This window comes from Achromobacter spanius (assembly GCF_003994415.1).
Lineage (GTDB): Bacteria > Pseudomonadota > Gammaproteobacteria > Burkholderiales > Burkholderiaceae_B > Achromobacter > Achromobacter spanius_C.
In genome coordinates, this window is sequence record NZ_CP034689.1 from 5,155,885 (window position 1) to 5,173,830 (window position 17,946).

The window sequence follows — 17,946 nt, forward strand, 5'->3', positions numbered from 1 at the left end:
TGTGCACTGCCTATCCGGCGCGCGCCGCATCGGGCACAATCACAGCCATTCTTCATGAAGCTGATATGACAGCACGAGCAGACCCCATGGTTGAAAGAGGTTCCGGCATCGCCGTCTGGCGGCAAATTGGTGAGTCCCTGGCGGACGACATCCGCAACAAGCTCTATCTGGCGGGCGAGCAGTTGCCCTCCGAACCCGAGCTGGCCGCCAAGTTTTCGGTCAACCGCCACACCATCCGGCGCGCCATGGGCGAGCTGGAGCAAAGTGGCTTGGTCCGCATCGAACAGGGCCGTGGCACGTTCGTGCAAGAGCACGCCATTGACTACGCCATCGGCAAGCGCACGCGCTTTTCCGAAAACCTGCGCAGCCAGGGCATGCTGGGCCACCAGGAAGTGCTGGGCAGCCAGAGCTTGCGCGCGGCCGATATCGCCAAGCACCTGGGGCTGGCCCGCACTGCCCCGCTGCTGCGCGTGCAAATCGTGGGCAAGGCGGAAAACCGCCCGATCAGCGCCTCTGAGCACTTCCTAGACGAAAAGCGGTTTCCGGATTTTGCCGAGCGCCTGACCGCGTTGCGCTCGGTGTCCAAGGTGTATGCGCATTACGGCATTGGCGACTACACGCGCAAGTGGTCGCGCATTACCGCCGTGCTGCCCACGCCGGAAGTCGCGCGCCTGCTGGGCCAGCCCAAGACCCGGCCCATTTTGCAGATTGAAGCCTTGAACGTGGATCAGGACGGCGCCCCGCTGCAATACAGCATCACCCGCTTCGTGGGCGATCTGGTGCAATTGATGGTGGCGGACGACAGTTAAGCCGCGCGGCCATCGCCGCCGTTGATCGCGCGGCGGCGATGAAACACGCGGAGCGGGAACGTACCGGATAAAAAAAACAGCAGCGCCGACAAGCAACATAACTCATCTAGACATCTGGTTGTCATGCAAGATCGATAACGTCACACCATGAACTCACACGCCCCCTCGCCCCTGGCCGGTGTTACAGGCCAACGCATCCTGACGCCGCGCGGCGTCGAACAAGCCAGCCTGCGCTTTCATGGCGGGCTTATCGACGACGGCGGCGGCTCGCCCGCGCGCGGCGCCCCTTGGTTCGACGCCGGCCAACTGCTGGTGCTGCCCGGTATCGTCGACCTGCACGGCGACGCCTTTGAACGCGCGATCATGCCCCGGCCCAGTGTCACCTTTCCGTATGACAGCGCCTTGTTCGACGTAGACCGCCAACTGCTGGCCAACGGCATCACCACCGAATTTCACGGTGTCACGCTCTCCTGGGAAGGCGGGCTGCGCGGCGAGGTCTATGCCGAACGCATGTTCGACGCGCTGGAACGCATGCAGCCGATGATGGGCGCGCGCCACTACGTGCACCTGCGCTTTGAAACGCATCACGTGGGCGGTGTGGAGCTGGCCCAGCAATGGATCCGCGACGGCCGCGTGCGCTTCCTGGCGCTCAACGACCACTTGCCCGGCATGGCCCGCCGCCTGGGCGATGACCGCAAGCTGATGCAGTACGCCAGCCGCGCGGAATGCGACCTGGACACCTTCCAGCAACGCATCCGCTCGGCGATGTCGGCGGCGGACTCCGTGGCGGACGCCATGCGCGAACTGACCGTATGCGCGCAGGCGGCCGGCTTGAAAGTGGCCTCGCACGATGACCCCGACGCCGCCACGCGCCGCTACTACCACCAACTGGGCTGCGGCGTGGCCGAATTCCCGCTGACCCGCGAAGCCGCCAGCGTGGCGCGCGACCTGGGCAATTCCGTGGTCTTCGGCGCGCCCAACGTGGTGCGCGGCGGCAGCCACACCGGCGCGCCCAGCGCCACCGAGATGGTGCAGGCCGGCCTGTGCGACATCCTGACGTCCGACTACTACTACCCCGCCCCGCTGGCCGCCGTGATGCGGCTGGTGCAAGACGGCGTGCTGCCGCTGGCGCAGGCCTGGAACCTGGTGTCGATGAACCCCGCGCGCGCCGCTGGCCTGAAAGACCGTGGCGCGCTGGCGCCGGGCCTGATCGCCGACGCCATCGTGGTGGACGACAACGTGGCGGGCCTGCCGCGTGTGGTGGCGGCCATCGTCGGCGGCGAACTGCGCTACGCCACGCGCGTGTTCGGCGACGGCCACAGCCAACGCATGGCGGCTTGACCATGCCGCTTGCCCATCGCTACGCCTTGTATCTGTCGCCCAGTGGACCATGGCGCGAATGCGGCAGCCGCTGGCTGGGCCGCTGCGCCGACACGGGCGCGCTGCTGCCGCCCTTGTCCGGCCAGCCCGATGCCTCACGGGGCTGGACCGACGCGCCGCGCCATTACGGGCTGCATGCCACCCTGAAGCCGCCCTTCCGGCTGGCCTCCGGCGCCACGCCGCAGGCGCTGGACGCGGAAGTAAAAAAGCTGGTTGCCGGCATCAGCCCTTTTGACTTGATGCTGGAATGCGAAACGCTGCGCGGCTTTCTGGCCTGGCGCATCGCGGATGCGGACACTTCAGGCCAGGCCCGCATCCAGGCACTGGCGGACGCCGCCGTGCAGGCGCTGGACGCCTTTCGCGCCCCGCCCACGCCCGAGGAAATTGCGCGGCGCCAGCCCCATGCACTGACGCCCGAACAACAGGCGATGCTGGCGCGCTGGGGCTACCCCTACGTGTTCGACACCTACACTTTTCACATCACCCTGACCGGCAAGCTTGAGGGCGACGCCCTGGAGCAGGCGCAACGCCGCATCGCCGCCTTTGCCGACCCGCTGCGTGGCCAGGCGATGCCCGTGTCCGGCGTCAGCCTCTTCGTGCAGCCTGAACCCGGCGCCGATTTTGTCGCGGCGCGCCACTACCATTTCGACGGCACGCAGTCAGACGCCATCGGCGCGTCTGCCCTGCAAGGCCCCGCCGCGCCATGACCACGCCCGCGCCGCCCCTGCCGCCCGCCGACGGCTCGCGCTTGATCTATCTGATGGGCGCATCGGGCAGCGGCAAAGACACCTTGCTGCGCTGGCTGCGCGCGCACCTGCGCGCAGAAGAACCGGTGTTGGTGGCGCACCGCTACATCACGCGCGATAGCGGCGGCACGGAAGACGCGCTGGCCTTGACGCCGGACGAGTTTGCGCGACGCGCGGCGCTGGGTTGCTTCGCCCTGCGTTGGTCCAGCCACGGCTTGCAATACGGCATCGGCATCGAGATCGATACCTGGCTGGCCTGCGGCGCGGCGGTGATCGTGAACGGTTCGCGAAAGCATCTGCAAGCGGCGCATCAGCGCTACCCGGCATTGACCGCCGTGGAGATCACCGTGGACCCATCCGTGCTGGCACGGCGGCTGGCGGGCCGGGGCCGCGAAAGCGCGGAGCAGATCGAAGAGCGGCTGGCGCGCGCGACGCAGGCCTTTGCCATTCCGCCGCAATGCGCCTACACGCGGATCAGCAACGATGCCGCGCACGACGTCGCGGCGGCGGCCTTGCTGGGCATTGCGCGCCGGGCGTTGGCGGGGTGAAGCGGCTGACCCGAAGAAGCCGTTTACAGGGGTCAGGCCGCTGCCGGCGCCCCGAAACCCGCGCCTTCGGGCAGCCCGGCGTCAACACAAAGCGCCAGCAGAATTTCCGAAAAGCGTTCTTCCGCCGCCAGCACCTGTTCGCGTTTGCGGCGGATCAGGTTGATGGGCGGCAGTTCCCAACCGAAATCCCAGGGCAGCATACCCAGCTTGCCGCGCTGGCAAAGCTCGCGCGCGATGTCTTCCGGCACCACTGAAATCAGCGCCTCATTCATAGTCAACATGCCTTCGATGACATCCGTGGAATAGGCTTCCAGCACGGGCGAAGGCGCACGCAGTCCGGCGCGGATGAAGTGCTCGACAATCAATTGCCGCGTGGGCGTGTTGGCCGCCGGCAGCACCCAGTCCATGGCGGCCACGGCAGCCCAATCGGGCCGGCGCCCCGCCAGGCGTTGCGCCAGTCGGCTATGCGCGATCAGGCGCGGGCGCTGACGGTACAGCACGTTGTGGATCAGGTCGTCCAGCGCCACCGTGGACGTGGCGCGGCTGATGATGCAGTCCAGTTCATGGCGGCGCAGCATGGGCACCAGGTGGTCCGTGGTAGCGCGGTGCAGCGTCAGCGTGACCCCAAAACGCTGGTGCAGGCGGCTGATGGCGGTGGTGAGCAAGGCGCTGGACACATAGGGCACAACCCCCACGTTCAGATGCGCAGAATGGCCCGCATGCAGGGCTTCGACTTCGCGCGCCCACAGGTCCAGGTCGCTCTGCATGTGCCGCGCGCGGACCAGCGCCAGATTGCCCAGCGCCGTGGGCAGCAGCCCACGCCCGCTGCGCAGGAACAGGGGTCCGCCGAAAATATCCTCAAGCTCGGCCAGCGCCTTCGTGACGGCGGGCTGGCTGATGCCGGTGGCCGCGGCCACGCGCGTCAACGAACCGTGCTTGGCAATGTTGGTCAGCAAGACCAGATGGCGGTGTTTCAGGCGGTTGGACAGACGGGCGGCATCCCAGCTCATGGCTTTCTCTATAACCAAATAGTTATTGAATTATGCCAACAAAGATGATTCCAGTTATTTCACAACCCTATACTTCTTCTCGTCCCTTAGCCACAGCCGCCCCGCCACCATGAGCGCATCCTTCACCACCCGTCCTGAAATACGCGGCACCTTCGGTGTTGTGTCGTCTACGCATTGGCTGGCGTCGCAAGTGGCCATGGGGGTGTTGGAACGCGGTGGCAACGCCTATGACGCGGCCGTGGCTGGCGGCTTCGCGCTCCAGATCGTGGAACCGCACCTGAACGGCCCGGGCGGTGAAGTACCCATACTGTTCTGGAGCGAAAACGAACAACGCATGCGCGCGCTGTGCGGCCAAGGCCCGGCGCCCGCGCTGGCCACGCCCGCAGCGTTCCGCGCACTGGGCGTGGAAATGGTGCCCGGCATCGGCCTCTTGCCCGCCACGGTGCCCGGCGCGTTCGGTGCATGGCTGACGCTGCTGCGCGACTACGGCACGTGGGAACTGGCCGACGTGCTGCGCCCCGCCATCGATTACGCCCGCCATGGTTTCCCGCTGGTGCCGCGTGTGTCCCAAGCGGTGCTGGCCGTGCAGGCGCTGTTTCGGGATGAATGGACCACGTCGCGCGATGTCTGGATGCCCGATGGACGCGTGCCCGCGCCGGATTCCCTGTTTCGCACGCCCGCCATCGCCGACACGTATACGCGCATCCTGAATGAAGCGCATGCCGCCAGCAGCGACCGGCTAGGCCGCATCGACGCGGCCCTGGACTGCTGGTATCGCGGTTTCGTCGCCGACGCCATCGACACCTACTACACCGAAGCCGAAGTGCGTGACACCACCGGCCAGCGCAATCGCGGACTGCTGCGCAAGGCGGACATGGCCGACTGGCGCGCCACCTACGACGCCCCCGTCACCATGCAGTACGGCCGCTACACCGTGGCCAAGTGCGGCGTGTGGTCGCAAGGGCCGGTGCATTTGCAGCAGTTGGCGATGCTGCGGCATCTGGGCATGGACGGCCTGGACCCCACGTCGCCGGAGTTCGTGCACCGCATTGCCGAAGCGGCCAAGCTGGCGTTCGCGGACCGCGCCGCCTGGTATGGCGACCCCGACTTCACGCCCGTGCCCTTGACCGCGCTGTTGAGCGACGCCTATGCGCGCGAACGCGCTGCCCTCATCAAAGCCACGGCATCCACCGTGCTTCGGCCCGGCAGCCCCGACGGCCTTGCCCCCCGCCTGCCCGACCTGGCCGCCGCCGACCGCACGCTGGCCGCCTCCGACACGCGCTTCGGCGTGGGCGAACCCACGTTCGCGGCCTTGCCGCCTGTGGCCGAATGGGCCGCGCGCGAAATCTTCGTGGGCGATACCTGCCAGATCGACGTGATCGACCGCGACGGCAACATGGTGGCCGCCACGCCCTCGGGCGGCTGGCTGTCGTCCAGCCCCGTCGTGCCCGGCCTGGGCTTCCCGCTGACGACGCGCCTGCAAATGACCTGGCTGGACGATGGCGTACCCGGCCAACTGCAAGCCGGCAAGCGCCCTTGCACCACGCTGTCGCCTGGCTTGGTGTTGCGCGACGGGCAACCCTATATGGCGTTCGGCACGCCGGGCGGCGACCAGCAAGACCAATGGACCGTGGCGTTCTTCCTGCGGCACGCCATGGGCATGAATTTGCAAGAAGCCATCGACGCGCCGTCGTGGCACATCGATCATTTCCCGGGCTCGTTCTGGCCGCGCACGCAAACGCTGAACCGGCTGACGGTGGAATCGCGCTTGCCCGAGGCCACCATCGAGGCGCTGCGCGCAGCGGGTCACGACGTCAAGGTGGGACCCGCCTGGTCAGAAGGCCGCATCAGCGCCTGCACGCGCGAACGCGCCGCGGGCGGCGGCCTGCTGCTGCGCGCGGGCGCCAATCCGCGCGGCATGCAGGGCTACGCCGTGGGGCGCTAGTTGCTTATCAACCATTTCCATCCAGCCGGCGTCCAGACCGGCACTTTCACAGGGGTAAACACCATGAAGCTGAATTTCCAACGATTGCTGCGCGTGTGCGCGCTGGGCCTGGCCCTGGCCACGCCCGCCTTGTCCCAGGCGGCCTGGCCTGAAAAACCCATCACCTTGATCGTGCCGTGGGCTGCCGGCGGATCCACCGACATCCTGGCGCGCGTGCTGTCCGAAGGGCTGACCCAATCGCTCGGCCAACCGGTCATCGTGGAAAACCGCTCGGGCGCGTCCGGCAATATCGGCACCACCTTCGTGGCGCGCGCCAAACCCGACGGCTACACGCTGCTGGTGGGTTCGATGAGCACGCACACGATGAACCAGGCGCTGTATTCGAATATGCCCTTCGACGGCGTCAAGGACTTCACCCCCATCGCCGAACTGGCCCTGGTGACGAACACGATGGTGGTGCACCCCTCTGTGCCCGCCAAGAACGTGAAGGAATTCATTGCCTACGTGAAAGAGCGCCCGGACACCGTGGCCTACGCGTCGGCGGGACAAGGCTCGACCAACCACCTGAGCGCCGCGCTGTTTGAAAAGGCCGCTGGCGTGAAGATGATGCACATCCCCTACCGTGGCGGCGCGCCCGCGGTGCTGGACACGGTGGCCGGCCGCACGCAGGTGCTGTTCAGCGCCGGCACGCAGACCCTGCCGCACGTGCGCACCGGCAAGCTGACGCTGCTGGGCGTCACCGAAGAGCAGCGCTCGCCGCTGCTGCCCGAGGTGCCCACGGTGGGCGAAACGCTGCCGGGCTATGAATTGTCGGTCTGGTACGGCGCCTTCGGCCCCGCCGGCATGCCGCCCGAACTTACCGCCCGCCTGAACCGCGAGATCAACCTGATCCTGAAGCGTCCCGAGGTCATCAAGAAGATGGGCGACATGGGCGTGCTGCTGACGGAAACCACGCCGGAACAGTTCGGCCAGATCCTGGCGCGCGATGCCGACAAGTACGGCAAGCTGATCAAGGAACTGGGAATCACCGCTGAATGAACGGCAAGCCGACTTCCGTGACGCCGGCGTTGGCTGGCGTACAGGCGATTGCCCTGGCCTATGCCGCCGCCGACTCGGCGGCGGCCTTGCAGGCCATCGACGCCTACGCCCACGCCTCGCTGGAGCACACGCTGTGCACCGTCAACCGCTTTGACGCCGCCAGCATGCGCGTGGTGCGCCTGTACAGCTCCAACCCGCAAGCCTATCCACCGGGCGGCAGCAAGGACAAGCGCGATACGCCCTGGGGCCGGCACGTCTTGCTGGAACAACGCGTGTTCGTGGGCGAAGGGGAAGCGGCCATCCGCGAATTCTTCAACGACCACGACGCCATTCGCAAGCTGGGCCTGCAATCGGTCATCAACGTGCCCGTCGTATACAACGACGTGTGCCTGGGCACGGTGAATTTCCTGATGCCGCGCCCCAAGGTGTCGGACGCCGACGTCGACAACGCCCGCCTGGCGGGCTTGCTGGCGTTGCCGGCGCTGTTGGCGGAGCGGCAAGCCAACTAGATCAACGCCCGCCGGATCCGCGAGGACAGCATGTCGATGATCACCACGAAGGCCACGATGATGATCATCACCGCGCAGGTTTCGGCGTAGCGGAAGCTGCGGATGATTTCCCACAGCACGGTGCCGATGCCGCCGGCGCCCACAATGCCCACCACCGACGCCGACCGCACGTTGGATTCAAAGCGGTACAGCGAATACGAAATCCACAGCGGCAGCACTTGTGGAATAACGCCGTAGACGATTTCTTCTAACGCGTTGGCGCCGGTGGCGCGCACGCCTTCGACGGGGCGCGGGTCGATGGCTTCGACGGCTTCCGAAAACAGCTTCGCCAACACACCCGTCGTGTGCACCCACAGGGCCAGCACGCCGGCGAACGGCCCCAGCCCCACGGCCACGATGAACAGCATGGCGAACACCATTTCATTGATGGCGCGGCACGCGTCCATCAAGCGCCGCATCGGCTGGTAGACCCAGGCCGGCACCATGTTCGACGAGCACAGCAGCCCCAGCGGCACGGCCAACACGATGGCCAGGAACGTGCCCCACACGGCGATCTGCACCGTGACGATCATCTCGTCCAGATACATGCGCCAGTCGCGGAAATTGGGCGGAAAGAAGTCCGCGGCAAACTGGGCCATGTTGCCCGAGTCGCGCAAGAGGTCCATGGGCCGCATGTCCGCGCCCTGCCATGACATGACCAGCAGCGCTAGAACGACGGCCCACACAAGCAGCACCGGCAGCGACGAGCGCGGCGCGGTGGGCAGGCGGGGGGAATGAGTGGCAAGGTTCATGGGGTGGGCGGTTCGCTTGAAGACGTTCAAAAAGGCAGGGCCGGCGCACCTTGCGATGCGCCGGTAATGCAGCGGCGATACGCCGCGCTTATTGCTTGGCGACGGCCGGCTGACCCAGGCTGGCCAGCTTCTTGTCCAGGTCAGCCAGTTGCTGTTGCTTTTCGGTCTGGCTCAGCGTGGTGTCGGATTCGACCTTGGCTTTTTCACGCGCCAGCTCGATCTGGCGAATCGGCACCAGTTGCTGGTTGTCGGACGCGCGGAAGCCTTGATAGGTCAGCGCCTTCAGGTTGGCCATCTCACGCTGGGCGTCCTTGCCCTTGCCGTAGTTGACGAAGAAGTCGCGGATGCGGCCCTTCAGGTCGGCGGGCAGGTCGGAACGCATGACCAGCGGGTCGGCCGGAATCAGCGGCGACTTCCACAGCACGCGCACGCTGTCGTGGGCGTCCTTGCCCGTGTTCAGGCGATAGCGTTCCAGCGCTTCGGTGTTGTTGACCGCCACATCCACCTGCTTGTTGATGACCGACAACAGGTTGGTTTCATGGTTGCTGGAACGCATGGTCTTGAAGAAGGTCTTGGGTTCGATCTTGTTGGCGGCCCACAGGTAGTAGCCGGGCACGGCGGTGCCGGACGTGGAGTTGGGATCGCCCGCGCCGTAGCTCAGTTTGCCCGGGCTCTTCAACACGTCATCCAGCGTCTTCAGGTTGCTGTCCTTGTTGACGATCAAGAGCGACCAATAGCCGGGGTTGCCGTCCTTGTCGATGACCGAGGCGAACACTTCGCCCTTGGCGCGGTCCACGGCTTCGATGGCCGACTTGTTGCCGAACCAGGCCACCTGCACCTTGTTGAAGCGCATGCCTTCGATGATGCCGGCGTAGTCCGACGCGAAGAAGGGTTTGACCGGCACGCCGATGGCGCGGCTCATGTCGTCAATGACGGGCTGCCAGACGGACTTCAGGTTGGTCGATGATTCGGTCGAGATGATGCCGAAGTTCAGCGTCTTGGCCTCTTCCGCGTGGGCTTGCGTGGACAAGGCCGCGGCGGCGATCAGGGTAACGAAGGTTCTGCGTAGCATGGGTGGCTCCGGGGTAGGAAGGGGCAAAGATGCCGCAAGGGCGGCATCAAAAAAAGCAATCAGGCGGCCTGCGCCAGCGTGGGCAGCGCCGCCAGGGCCGGCGACGGCTGCGTGTACTCGGGCAGCAGTTCGCTGAGTTCCGAGCCATACAGGTCGCGCAGCATTTCGGGGGTCAGGTCAGTGGCGCGGCCGTCGTACACGACCTTGCCGTGGCGCAGCGCCACCACGCGTGGGCAGTAGCGCAGGGCCACATCCACCTGGTGCAGCGACACCACCACCGCCACCTTGCGGCTGCGGTTGATCTGGGCCAGCGTGTCCATCACACGGCGCGACGACTCGGGGTCCAGCGATGCAATGGGTTCGTCGGCCAGGATCACGCGCGCGTTCTGCACCAGCGTGCGTGCGATCGCGGCGCGCTGCTGCTGGCCGCCGGACAGCGTCGACGCGCGTTGAAATGCATAGTCGTCTATACCAACTTGGGCAAGCGCTTCCAGCCCCTGGCGCACTTCATCGCGCAGGAACCAGCGCGTCAGGCTGCGCCAGAGCGGCACGCGCGGCAACATGCCGGTCAAGACGTTGGTGATGACCGGCAGGCGGCCCACCAGGTTGAACTGCTGGAACACGAAGCCGATGCCGGCGCGCGCCGCGCGCACGTCGCGGCTAAGGCGGCCATTGCGCTGGATGAGCTGGCCGTTGACCGTTACGCTGCCCGTGCCCGACTCACCCGCATCGCCCGCCACGAAACCCGCCAGATGGCGCAACAAGGTGGACTTGCCCGAGCCCGAGGCCCCCAGCAGCGCCACCATTTCGCCGTCGGCCACTTGCAGGCTGACGTTATCCAGCGCCTTGGTCCCGGCATGGAACGTTTTGCTCAAGGCCTGTACTTCGATGGCGTATGTCATCGCCTGATCCCCTTGGATGTGGTCATTGCGGCATTCTGTTTTGGCGGCATGACAGTGCGATGACCCGGCAAGCGGAACCGGCAAGAGAAAAATCAGGGCCGGTAAGCGACTGAAAGATTGCCGTCACAAACCGCTTTGCGGACAGCTTGCGGCAGGCGGCGGCGCAGGTATATTCGAGGTGTTATCCCCATGCCTGGCGCTTATCATGATCAAAGGTTCCTGCCTGTGCGGCCGCGTGGCTTACGAGATCGACGGCCCCCTCACCGATGCCCTGAACTGCCACTGCGTCATGTGCCGCAAGTCGCACGGCGCGGCTTTTCGAAGCCGTGCCTCGGTGCAAGCGGTTGATTTCAAATGGACCAAGGGCGAAAACCACATCACTTGGTATGCCTCGTCGCCGGGCAATTACCGGGGTTTCTGCGAAGCCTGCGGCACGCCCCTGCTCAGCCGCTTCGACCACGCACCCGACGCCTATGGCCTGCCGCTGGGCGCCCTGGACGACGACCCCGGCGTCAAGCCCGCCGCGCACTGCCACGTGGCCAGCAAGGCGCCGTGGTTCGACATCACCGACGATTTACCCCAGTATCCCGACAACTTTCCCGCCGAGATCGAATCGCACCAGCAAACCGTTACATAAACCAGCAAGCGGAAGCGCTGCCGCCCGGCGGCGCGCCCGCTGGGGCTCTGCGGCTTGCGCCCCCGCGGAGCAGAGTCGTTCAGCAGCAACTATCACGGTGCTGCCACGGATAAATACTGGCTAAGCGCAGCGCTTTGCAGTAACATCAGTCCGTGATTTTTCCGCAAAAACCGGGCTTCGGTCACTCTGCGTGCCAACCTGTACTCCTTCGGGCAACGCCCCTAGATACCCAGGCTGCTCCCGGTTTGGTTGAGATAAGCCACTGGATAGTCCAATGGATTACCCACCACGGGATCGCCCGGTTGGACGTCACTGGGGAATCTTGCCGAGCAACCTCACCGAGTGACCTCACTGAGCGATCTCACCCCAGCCCACGCGCCGCAACCCCTGCGCCGCAAGGTATCGCAGCAACGCTCCAACCCGCTTCTTCCGGAGCTGTGCAATTGCACGGCATCGCGACCAAGCCGCGCCCCGCGCGCACATTGCCCACGCTGCGCGAGTATCCGCCATTTCAGACATCCGCTTCGGATGCCGTGGCCTTTACCCGCGCTTGCCCGAACGTTTTACGTTCAACCGCTGGACCTGGTTATCTGTGTCCAACGCGCATGCCGCTTCGTGCGGCGCGTCATGCCGCCGGCCTGGCTGCGCGTATTGATCAAGGAGTAGAGAATGGCTAAAGAAGAACTCATCGAATTGGATGGCATTGTTGACGAAGTGCTGCCCGATAGCCGCTACCGCGTCAAACTGGACAACGGCATCGAAGTCGGCGCTTACGCCTCCGGCCGTATCCGCAAGCACCGCATCCGCATCCTGGCGGGTGACCGTGTCACCCTGGAAATGTCGCCTTATGACCTGACCAAGGGCCGCATCAATTTCCGCCACAAGGACGAACGCGCTCCCGCGCCGCACCGTCCCCAGCAATACCGCCGTTAAGCCAGGGCCTCAGGGCCGGCCTGTTGGCCGGCTCCCCCTGGCTTTTCGTCGCCCGGCCACTGGGCGCACCGCCCTTAAGGCCACGGCGCGACATGCCGTAATGCGTGGAACGTCCGTTCGTGAAAAAATGGCAAGCTGCTCAGGCGCAATGTCTGGCAGGAAACGCATGAAGCAAGATGGATTTCAAAGAAGAACTGCAAGCCGCTGCTGACCAGCTTTCCCTGGCGCGAAGAAAGTTCGCGAAAGGGGAGGAAGGCCTGCGCCTTTTGCATCAGTCGCGCGAGGCGTTCATCAACAGCCTGCGCAATACCGGCCTGACGTACTCCGAAGCCAAGGTCAAGTACGACAACTGCCTGGACGAGCAAGAGGCCGCGCAGCACGACGTGCGCCAGCAGATGGACTATGCCGAGCGCATGCACCAGTACGTGCTGAACAAGATCGCGCAGCAGACGGCCACCGCCTGATGCGCGCGCCGGGCACGCCGGCCCGGCATTGAACCAGCGGAATCAGGGCTTGAAGGCCCCGATGAAAATGGCCGGGTCCACCCGCGCATCATTCAGGCTGATGTTCCAGTGCAAATGCGGGCCGGTCGCGCGCCCCGTGGCGCCCACCTTGCCCACCACGCCACCTCGCGGCACCTCGTCGCCCACCTTCACGTCTACGGCCGACATATGGCAGAACATGCTGATGAAGCCCTGGCCGTGGTCGACGAACACGGTCTTGCCGTTGAAGAAATAATCCCCCACCAGCACCACCACGCCCGCCGCCGGCGCCTTGATCGGCGTGCCCGCGGGCACGGCGAAGTCCAGCCCTGAATGCGGATTGCGTTCCTGGCCGTTGAAAAACCGGCGCAGCCCGAACGGGCTGGACAGGCGGCCACCGTTCACGGGGCGGTCCAGCAGTACATTGCTGGGCGTGACCCCGGCGCGATACGTCCGATAGGCCGCAACCTGCTCGGCCAGCTCGCGTTCGATGCGCTTCATGTCGTCTGGATTGGGATCCACCTGGCGCCGATTCTTCAGGGTGATGTGCTGCGCCACGTAGTCCTTGGCGCCCACCTTGAACGCCAGCTTGCGTTCGCCGTTGGCGTCGCGCACCACGGCGTGCTGCTCGCCCGGCTTTGCGGTAAGCGGGATGCCCACCACGGCGATCCATTGTTTGCCTTCTTCACGCAGGACCATCACGCGCCGGTCCTGGAACGTGACTTCGGGCGCAATGTCGGCATCGCCCAGCGCCAAGACGGCCACGCCGCCCGGCACCGGGGCATTCAGCTTGCGTGAAATGTAGCCTTGCTGGACTGCCGCCCGCGCGGGCAGCCCCATCAACACGGCCGCGGTCGCAACGCCCAGCCGCAGTACGGCGCGGCGCGAGGTCAAGGCGTTCACAGACACAGGTTCGCAGGCTCGATGATGCTTTGGTCGCGGCGGGCGATGCGCGTCGACAGGCGCGTTTCGGTCTTGCCCTGCCAGGTGGTGGTGGTCAGCACGGCTTCGACGCCCAAGCTGTCTGCCTGGATCAATTCAAATCCATTACGCACCGCCTTCTGCTCGAAGTTGACGCCCATGTTCTTCCAGGCGTTGGCCACGCAGGTCGTGTAGGCCTCGGCTGTGCGCTGGGTGGATCCGTAAAAAACGGGCTCGCGATCACGCACGTCTTTGACGTTGGCGCAGGCCGACAGGGTAGCCAGGACGGTAAGGGACAGGGCAATACGAACCTTCATGACGGGCGAACTCTCAAGCAAAAAGTGGATGGGCGGCCAAAACTATAACGCAGCGCTATCACGCAGCAGCGCCTCAGGAACGGGGCGCGCGGCGGGCCGACTTGGGGCGGAAGGCATCGATGACCTCGGGGCGCGTCTCGGCGTAAGGCCCGCCGATCAGATCGATGCAATACGGGACGGCGGCAAAGATTCCCGGTGCGATGACGGCGCCATCTTCGTCCTTCAGCCCTTCCAGGGTCTCGCGGATGGACTTCGGCTGCCCCGGCAGATTCACGATCAGCGCGGCATGCGAAGGCGTTTCGCGGATGACGGCGACCTGCCTGGACAGAATGGCCGTGGGCACAAAGCGCAGGCTGATCTGGCGCATCTGTTCCCCGAAACCCGGCATTTCTTTCGTCCCCACGGCCAAGGTGGCCTCGGGGGTAACGTCGCGGCGGGCCGGGCCCGTGCCGCCGGTGGTCAGCACCAGGTCGCAGCCACAGAGGTCGACAAGCTCGATCAGGGTGTCGGAAATGCGCGCGGGTTCGTCAGGAATCAGGCGGTCCACCGCCTGCCAGGGCGATACCAGCGCCGAGCCCAGCCATTCACGCAAGGCGGGCAGGCCCTGATCCTGATAGGCGCCGCTTGAAGCGCGGTCAGAAACGGACACCAGGCCGATGATCAGGTCGTCGGGATGGCGGCGGGCGATTCGGGTTGTGGTGGTCATGGCGTAGGCGTAATAGAGGAAAAGGGCAGTACGGGCGGCCAAGCATGGCACGCGACGCGGTCAATCATGGAAATCCAGAAGACAGCCGCGGTGTCGATGCTATCGCATTCTTTCCCAGGCGAACGGTGGCCGGTCCCGTCCGCCTGGCTCGTTCCGCCCTGTGGCAAAAAAGCGAATCGGTCCGCGGCCCCATTTACCGCGCTTGTTCGCGCCACGGGCGCTGGATAACATTCGCTAACAAAAATATTCCCGGCTGGCGCGCCCCTTCCCCCCTCTTGGCTTCCATGTTCAAACGACCGTTACGCCAGCACGCGCTGGCCGCCGCGCTGGCCTTGTCGAGCGCCGCTGCCGTGGCCGCGCTTGCCTGGCACGCCTTAGCCTTGAAGACGGAACCCGTGCCCGCCGCGGCACCCGGCATCTACATCCCCAACCTGGGCAACACGCTGCATGAGCAGACGCGCAACCTGTCGCGGCTGAGCCAGGCGCTGCGCATCGGGGACCGGCTCGTGATTCTGGGTTCGTCCGAATTGACCAGCAACGATCTGCGCTTCGTCCCCTACCGCTATCTGGCCGAAGAACTCCAGATGCCCGTGCTGGCCTACGGCCATTCGGGCTTTCAGTCCCTGGGCATGCAATTGGTGCTGGCCGCGCTGGCCGACGATTTGTCGCCAGACTCGCGCGTGGTGGTGATGCTGTCGCCCGGCTGGTTCGACGGCGACGGCGGGCTGGGCGTCGACGAATTCAAGGAACACGCCAACCCGCTGCTGCCCCGTCTGGTGAAGCAGCCCGAAGCCCGTGCCGAGCTGGCGCGCTGGCTGCGCGACAAGGGCGACGCGGGCGTGGCATGGTCGATGCTGGCCGAGCAGGCCTATGTGTTCCGCCAGCGCCTGGTCGACCTGTGGGCGCCCGCGCATGCCGCGCCGCCCCCGGAGCGCGAACGCGAAGGCCCCGCGCCCGCCGCCCGCGTGGTGGACTGGGACGCGCTGGCGGAAGAAGCCCAACGCGCAGAGCAGGACCTGATGGCGGGCAACCGCTACGCGGTGCGCGACGATTTCTTCAACAAATACCTGCGCAGCATCCCGGAAGGCGGCAAGACCGCCTTTCAGCCGCAGCCCCTGACGGGCCGCGCAGAATTGCGCGAGCTCAATGCGTTGATGGCGTTGCTGCATCAGCGTGGCGTGAATGCGCTGTTTGTGATGCAGCCCCTGCACCCGATGGTCTTCAAGGACCTGCATCGGTTTGACCCCGTGCAAAAGGAAGTCGCCACGCTGTGCCAGCGCTACGCGATGACCTGCCTGGACATGTATGGCGCGCCCTACGAAGTGGGCATGCTGCGTGACGTGCAGCACCTGGGTGAACTGGGCTGGCTGCGCGTGAACCGGAAGATTGCCGAGGTATTCCGCCCATGACGCCCGCCCCGGCCCGCCAAGGCAGGTTTCGCTGCCCTCCATTGAATTGACGCCCTCATGAAAAGAACGCTTTGGCTGTGCCTGCTGTATCTGGGCGTGCTCGCCGTGCTGCTGATCCAGGCGGACACCGCCGCCAACCTGGGTAAACCGATGGAGATCGAGTTTCAGTACTCGAAATTCTGACGGCCTAGCCCGTCGGACAGGTGAAATTTGGTTTTCCGACGCAACCAGGCCACGGTCACAAATCTGCAATAATCGGCTCCTCACGCCGGAACCTCGCCCCCCGCCTCCATGTTCGACCTCTTCCACGGCCTAGACCTCTGGGTCGGCCTCAGCCTTGTGCTGGCCCTGACATTCGTCCTGGCCTTCGAATTCATCAATGGTTTCCACGACACGGCCAATGCCGTGGCCACGGTGATCTATACCAAGGCCATGCCGCCGCATCTTGCGGTGGTGCTGTCCGGCATCTTCAACTTCCTGGGCGTGCTGCTGGGCGGCGTGGGGGTGGCCTACGCCATCGTCCACCTGCTGCCGGTGGAGCTGCTGATCAACGTGGATACCGGCCGCGGCCTGGCCATGGTGTTCGCCATGCTGGCGGCCGCCATCGCCTGGAACCTGGGCACCTGGTACTTCGGCATTCCGGCATCCAGCTCGCACACGCTGATCGGCTCGATCCTGGGCGTGGGTCTGGCCAACGCCCTGATCACCGATCTGCCGCTGGCGGACGGCGTGAACTGGGGCAAGGCCATCGACATCGGCATGTCGCTGGTGGCCTCGCCCATCGCCGGCTTCCTGGTGGCGGGCGGCCTGCTGCTGCTGCTCAAGCGCTGGCTGCCGCTGTCGAAAATGCACAAGACGCCGGAGCAGCGCCGCGCCATCGACAATAAAAAGCATCCGCCGTTCTGGAACCGTCTGGTGCTGGTGCTGTCGGCCATGGGCGTGAGCTTCGTGCACGGCTCGAATGACGGCCAGAAGGGCATCGGCCTGATCATGCTGGTGCTGATCGGCATCGTGCCCGCCAACTTCGTGCTGGACACCACCAGCACCACCTACCAGATTGAACGCACGCGCGACGCGGCCAATCACCTGAACGTGTTCTACCACCGCAACGAAGCGATGCTGGGCGACTTCCTGGCGCTCAAGCGCCCGGACGCCACGACGGAACTGCCGCCCACCTTCCGCTGCGACCCCAAGCTGACCGTGCCGACCATTGCGGCGCTGCAAACCGATCTGGCCGGCGTCAGCAACTATGCCGACCTGTCGCCCGAGAAGCGCATCGACGTGCGCCGCTATCTGCTCTGTCTGGACGACACGGCCAAGAAGGTATCCAGCATTGAAGGGCTGCCCGCCCGCGAACGCGCCGACCTGCAACGCCTGCGCGCCGACCTTACCGCCACCACCGAATACGCGCCCTTCTGGGTCATCGTGGCCGTGGCCCTGGCGCTGGGCGCGGGCACCATGGTGGGCTGGCGCCGCGTGGTGCTGACGGTGGGCGAAAAGATCGGCAAGCAAGGCATGACGTACGCGCAGGGCATGTCGGCGCAGGTGACGGCGGTTGCCGCCATCGGGCTGGCCAACGTGTTCAGCCTGCCCGTGTCCACCACCCACGTGCTGTCCTCGGGCGTGGCGGGCACGATGATCGCCAACAAGACCGGCCTGCAAGGCAATACGGTGCGCAACATCCTGCTGGCCTGGGTGCTGACCCTACCTGCGTCCATGGCGTTGGCGGCCGCGCTGTTCTGGCTTGGCGTTCAGATCTCGGGATAAGGCCACAAACGGCCGCGCGGGCAA

General features: G+C 65.6%; 20 protein-coding genes. 13 read left to right on the forward strand and 7 right to left on the reverse strand.

The genetic code is table 11. The features are described from left to right. Positions 1-86: 86 nt before the first annotated feature. The 4 genes from phnF (at position 87) to phnN (ending at position 3,483) form a co-directional block, all read left to right on the forward strand. Positions 87-809, forward strand: a complete 723-nt coding sequence (gene phnF, locus ELS24_RS23600) for a phosphonate metabolism transcriptional regulator PhnF (RefSeq protein ID WP_050448811.1) — start codon at positions 87-89, stop codon at positions 807-809. A 147-nt stretch (positions 810-956) separates the two neighbouring features. Continuing rightward, positions 957-2,150 carry an alpha-D-ribose 1-methylphosphonate 5-triphosphate diphosphatase gene (locus ELS24_RS23605; protein ID WP_127185497.1) on the forward strand — a complete coding sequence of 398 codons (1,194 nt, stop codon included), beginning with the start codon at positions 957-959 and terminating at the stop codon, positions 2,148-2,150. A gap of 2 nt (positions 2,151-2,152) precedes the next feature. Further along, positions 2,153-2,896: a DUF1045 domain-containing protein gene (locus ELS24_RS23610; RefSeq protein ID WP_127185498.1), complete on the forward strand. Its 744-nt coding sequence runs from the start codon at positions 2,153-2,155 to the stop codon at positions 2,894-2,896. Next, complete coding sequence (gene phnN, locus ELS24_RS23615) at positions 2,893-3,483, forward strand: phosphonate metabolism protein/1,5-bisphosphokinase (PRPP-forming) PhnN (RefSeq protein ID WP_127185499.1); 591 nt, start codon at positions 2,893-2,895, stop codon at positions 3,481-3,483. Before ELS24_RS23610 ends, phnN begins: the two co-directional genes overlap by 4 nt. A gap of 32 nt (positions 3,484-3,515) precedes the next feature. On the opposite strand, the gene ELS24_RS23620 is transcribed toward phnN, so the two are convergent. Beyond that, the gene (locus tag ELS24_RS23620; RefSeq protein WP_127185500.1) at positions 3,516-4,493 is read right to left on the reverse strand and encodes a LysR family transcriptional regulator; all 978 of its coding nucleotides are present in this window, start codon (positions 4,491-4,493) and stop codon (positions 3,516-3,518) included. A gap of 109 nt (positions 4,494-4,602) precedes the next feature. On the opposite strand from ELS24_RS23620, the gene ELS24_RS23625 reads away from it, so the two are divergent. The 3 genes from ELS24_RS23625 to ELS24_RS23635 all read left to right on the forward strand — a co-directional run bounded on the left by ELS24_RS23625 (position 4,603) and on the right by ELS24_RS23635 (position 7,985). Then, positions 4,603-6,438: a gamma-glutamyltransferase family protein gene (locus ELS24_RS23625; protein WP_127185501.1), complete on the forward strand. Its 1,836-nt coding sequence runs from the start codon at positions 4,603-4,605 to the stop codon at positions 6,436-6,438. A gap of 63 nt (positions 6,439-6,501) precedes the next feature. After that, entirely contained in the window at positions 6,502-7,476 is a 975-nt protein-coding gene (locus ELS24_RS23630) for a Bug family tripartite tricarboxylate transporter substrate binding protein (protein ID WP_050448805.1), read from the forward strand. Beyond that, the gene (locus tag ELS24_RS23635) at positions 7,473-7,985 is read left to right on the forward strand and encodes a GAF domain-containing protein (RefSeq protein ID WP_127185502.1); all 513 of its coding nucleotides are present in this window, start codon (positions 7,473-7,475) and stop codon (positions 7,983-7,985) included. The genes ELS24_RS23630 and ELS24_RS23635 overlap by 4 nt, the downstream gene beginning before the upstream one ends. Here ELS24_RS23635 and phnE read toward each other — a convergent pair. The 3 genes from phnE to phnC form a co-directional block, all read right to left on the reverse strand. Beyond that, positions 7,982-8,776, reverse strand: coding sequence for a phosphonate ABC transporter, permease protein PhnE (gene phnE / locus ELS24_RS23640; protein ID WP_050448803.1), 795 nt, complete (start codon positions 8,774-8,776; stop codon positions 7,982-7,984). The two genes, ELS24_RS23635 and phnE, sit on opposite strands and share 4 nt — an antisense overlap. An 88-nt stretch (positions 8,777-8,864) precedes the next feature. Continuing rightward, positions 8,865-9,848 carry a phosphonate ABC transporter substrate-binding protein gene (phnD, locus tag ELS24_RS23645; RefSeq protein ID WP_050448802.1) on the reverse strand — a complete coding sequence of 328 codons (984 nt, stop codon included), beginning with the start codon at positions 9,846-9,848 and terminating at the stop codon, positions 8,865-8,867. A gap of 59 nt (positions 9,849-9,907) precedes the next feature. Next, positions 9,908-10,750 (reverse strand): phosphonate ABC transporter ATP-binding protein, encoded by an 843-nt coding sequence (gene phnC, locus ELS24_RS23650; RefSeq protein ID WP_127185503.1) that lies wholly within the window; start codon positions 10,748-10,750, stop codon positions 9,908-9,910. A gap of 205 nt (positions 10,751-10,955) precedes the next feature. Here phnC and ELS24_RS23655 point away from each other — a divergent pair, with 205 nt between their 5' ends. The 3 genes from ELS24_RS23655 (at position 10,956) to ELS24_RS23665 (ending at position 12,784) form a co-directional block, all read left to right on the forward strand. Then, positions 10,956-11,387, forward strand: a complete 432-nt coding sequence (locus ELS24_RS23655) for a GFA family protein (RefSeq protein WP_050448800.1) — start codon at positions 10,956-10,958, stop codon at positions 11,385-11,387. A gap of 669 nt (positions 11,388-12,056) precedes the next feature. Continuing rightward, positions 12,057-12,320 (forward strand): translation initiation factor IF-1, encoded by a 264-nt coding sequence (gene infA / locus ELS24_RS23660; RefSeq protein WP_006221179.1) that lies wholly within the window; start codon positions 12,057-12,059, stop codon positions 12,318-12,320. Between the two features lie 176 nt (positions 12,321-12,496). Further along, positions 12,497-12,784, forward strand: coding sequence for a hypothetical protein (locus tag ELS24_RS23665; protein ID WP_050448799.1), 288 nt, complete (start codon positions 12,497-12,499; stop codon positions 12,782-12,784). A gap of 42 nt (positions 12,785-12,826) precedes the next feature. Here the strand turns inward: ELS24_RS23665 and ELS24_RS23670 are convergent, their stop codons facing one another. The 3 genes from ELS24_RS23670 to mog form a co-directional block, all read right to left on the reverse strand. Further along, a complete protein-coding gene (locus ELS24_RS23670; RefSeq protein ID WP_127186441.1) occupies positions 12,827-13,642 on the reverse strand; it encodes a peptidoglycan DD-metalloendopeptidase family protein in 816 nt (271 codons plus the stop codon). Between the two features lie 59 nt (positions 13,643-13,701). After that, a complete protein-coding gene (locus tag ELS24_RS23675; protein WP_050448798.1) occupies positions 13,702-14,040 on the reverse strand; it encodes a hypothetical protein in 339 nt (112 codons plus the stop codon). Between the two features lie 73 nt (positions 14,041-14,113). After that, the gene (mog, locus tag ELS24_RS23680) at positions 14,114-14,746 is read right to left on the reverse strand and encodes a molybdopterin adenylyltransferase (RefSeq protein WP_050448797.1); all 633 of its coding nucleotides are present in this window, start codon (positions 14,744-14,746) and stop codon (positions 14,114-14,116) included. Between the two features lie 284 nt (positions 14,747-15,030). On the opposite strand from mog, the gene ELS24_RS23685 reads away from it, so the two are divergent. The 3 genes from ELS24_RS23685 (at position 15,031) to ELS24_RS23690 (ending at position 17,922) form a co-directional block, all read left to right on the forward strand. After that, positions 15,031-16,155: a D-alanyl-lipoteichoic acid biosynthesis protein DltD gene (locus tag ELS24_RS23685; protein WP_127185504.1), complete on the forward strand. Its 1,125-nt coding sequence runs from the start codon at positions 15,031-15,033 to the stop codon at positions 16,153-16,155. A 57-nt stretch (positions 16,156-16,212) separates the two neighbouring features. Next, on the forward strand, positions 16,213-16,338 hold the full coding sequence (locus tag ELS24_RS31550) for a hypothetical protein (protein ID WP_255696068.1): 126 nt from the start codon (positions 16,213-16,215) through the stop codon (positions 16,336-16,338). A gap of 108 nt (positions 16,339-16,446) precedes the next feature. Further along, complete coding sequence (locus ELS24_RS23690; protein ID WP_050448795.1) at positions 16,447-17,922, forward strand: inorganic phosphate transporter; 1,476 nt, start codon at positions 16,447-16,449, stop codon at positions 17,920-17,922. Positions 17,923-17,946: the final 24 nt, after the last annotated feature.

Coding starts and splice junctions, on each gene's coding strand:
- phnF (WP_050448811.1), top strand. CDS start 87: ATGGTTGAAAGAGGTTCCGGCATCGCCGTCTGGCGGCAAATTGGTGAG.
- ELS24_RS23605 (WP_127185497.1), top strand. CDS start 957: ATGAACTCACACGCCCCCTCGCCCCTGGCCGGTGTTACAGGCCAACGC.
- ELS24_RS23610 (WP_127185498.1), top strand. CDS start 2,153: ATGCCGCTTGCCCATCGCTACGCCTTGTATCTGTCGCCCAGTGGACCA.
- phnN (WP_127185499.1), top strand. CDS start 2,893: ATGACCACGCCCGCGCCGCCCCTGCCGCCCGCCGACGGCTCGCGCTTG.
- ELS24_RS23620 (WP_127185500.1), bottom strand. CDS start 4,493: ATGAGCTGGGATGCCGCCCGTCTGTCCAACCGCCTGAAACACCGCCAT.
- ELS24_RS23625 (WP_127185501.1), top strand. CDS start 4,603: ATGAGCGCATCCTTCACCACCCGTCCTGAAATACGCGGCACCTTCGGT.
- ELS24_RS23630 (WP_050448805.1), top strand. CDS start 6,502: ATGAAGCTGAATTTCCAACGATTGCTGCGCGTGTGCGCGCTGGGCCTG.
- ELS24_RS23635 (WP_127185502.1), top strand. CDS start 7,473: ATGAACGGCAAGCCGACTTCCGTGACGCCGGCGTTGGCTGGCGTACAG.
- phnE (WP_050448803.1), bottom strand. CDS start 8,776: ATGAACCTTGCCACTCATTCCCCCCGCCTGCCCACCGCGCCGCGCTCG.
- phnD (WP_050448802.1), bottom strand. CDS start 9,848: ATGCTACGCAGAACCTTCGTTACCCTGATCGCCGCCGCGGCCTTGTCC.
- phnC (WP_127185503.1), bottom strand. CDS start 10,750: ATGACATACGCCATCGAAGTACAGGCCTTGAGCAAAACGTTCCATGCC.
- ELS24_RS23655 (WP_050448800.1), top strand. CDS start 10,956: ATGATCAAAGGTTCCTGCCTGTGCGGCCGCGTGGCTTACGAGATCGAC.
- infA (WP_006221179.1), top strand. CDS start 12,057: ATGGCTAAAGAAGAACTCATCGAATTGGATGGCATTGTTGACGAAGTG.
- ELS24_RS23665 (WP_050448799.1), top strand. CDS start 12,497: ATGGATTTCAAAGAAGAACTGCAAGCCGCTGCTGACCAGCTTTCCCTG.
- ELS24_RS23670 (WP_127186441.1), bottom strand. CDS start 13,642: ATGGGGCTGCCCGCGCGGGCGGCAGTCCAGCAAGGCTACATTTCACGC.
- ELS24_RS23675 (WP_050448798.1), bottom strand. CDS start 14,040: ATGAAGGTTCGTATTGCCCTGTCCCTTACCGTCCTGGCTACCCTGTCG.
- mog (WP_050448797.1), bottom strand. CDS start 14,746: ATGACCACCACAACCCGAATCGCCCGCCGCCATCCCGACGACCTGATC.
- ELS24_RS23685 (WP_127185504.1), top strand. CDS start 15,031: ATGTTCAAACGACCGTTACGCCAGCACGCGCTGGCCGCCGCGCTGGCC.
- ELS24_RS31550 (WP_255696068.1), top strand. CDS start 16,213: ATGAAAAGAACGCTTTGGCTGTGCCTGCTGTATCTGGGCGTGCTCGCC.
- ELS24_RS23690 (WP_050448795.1), top strand. CDS start 16,447: ATGTTCGACCTCTTCCACGGCCTAGACCTCTGGGTCGGCCTCAGCCTT.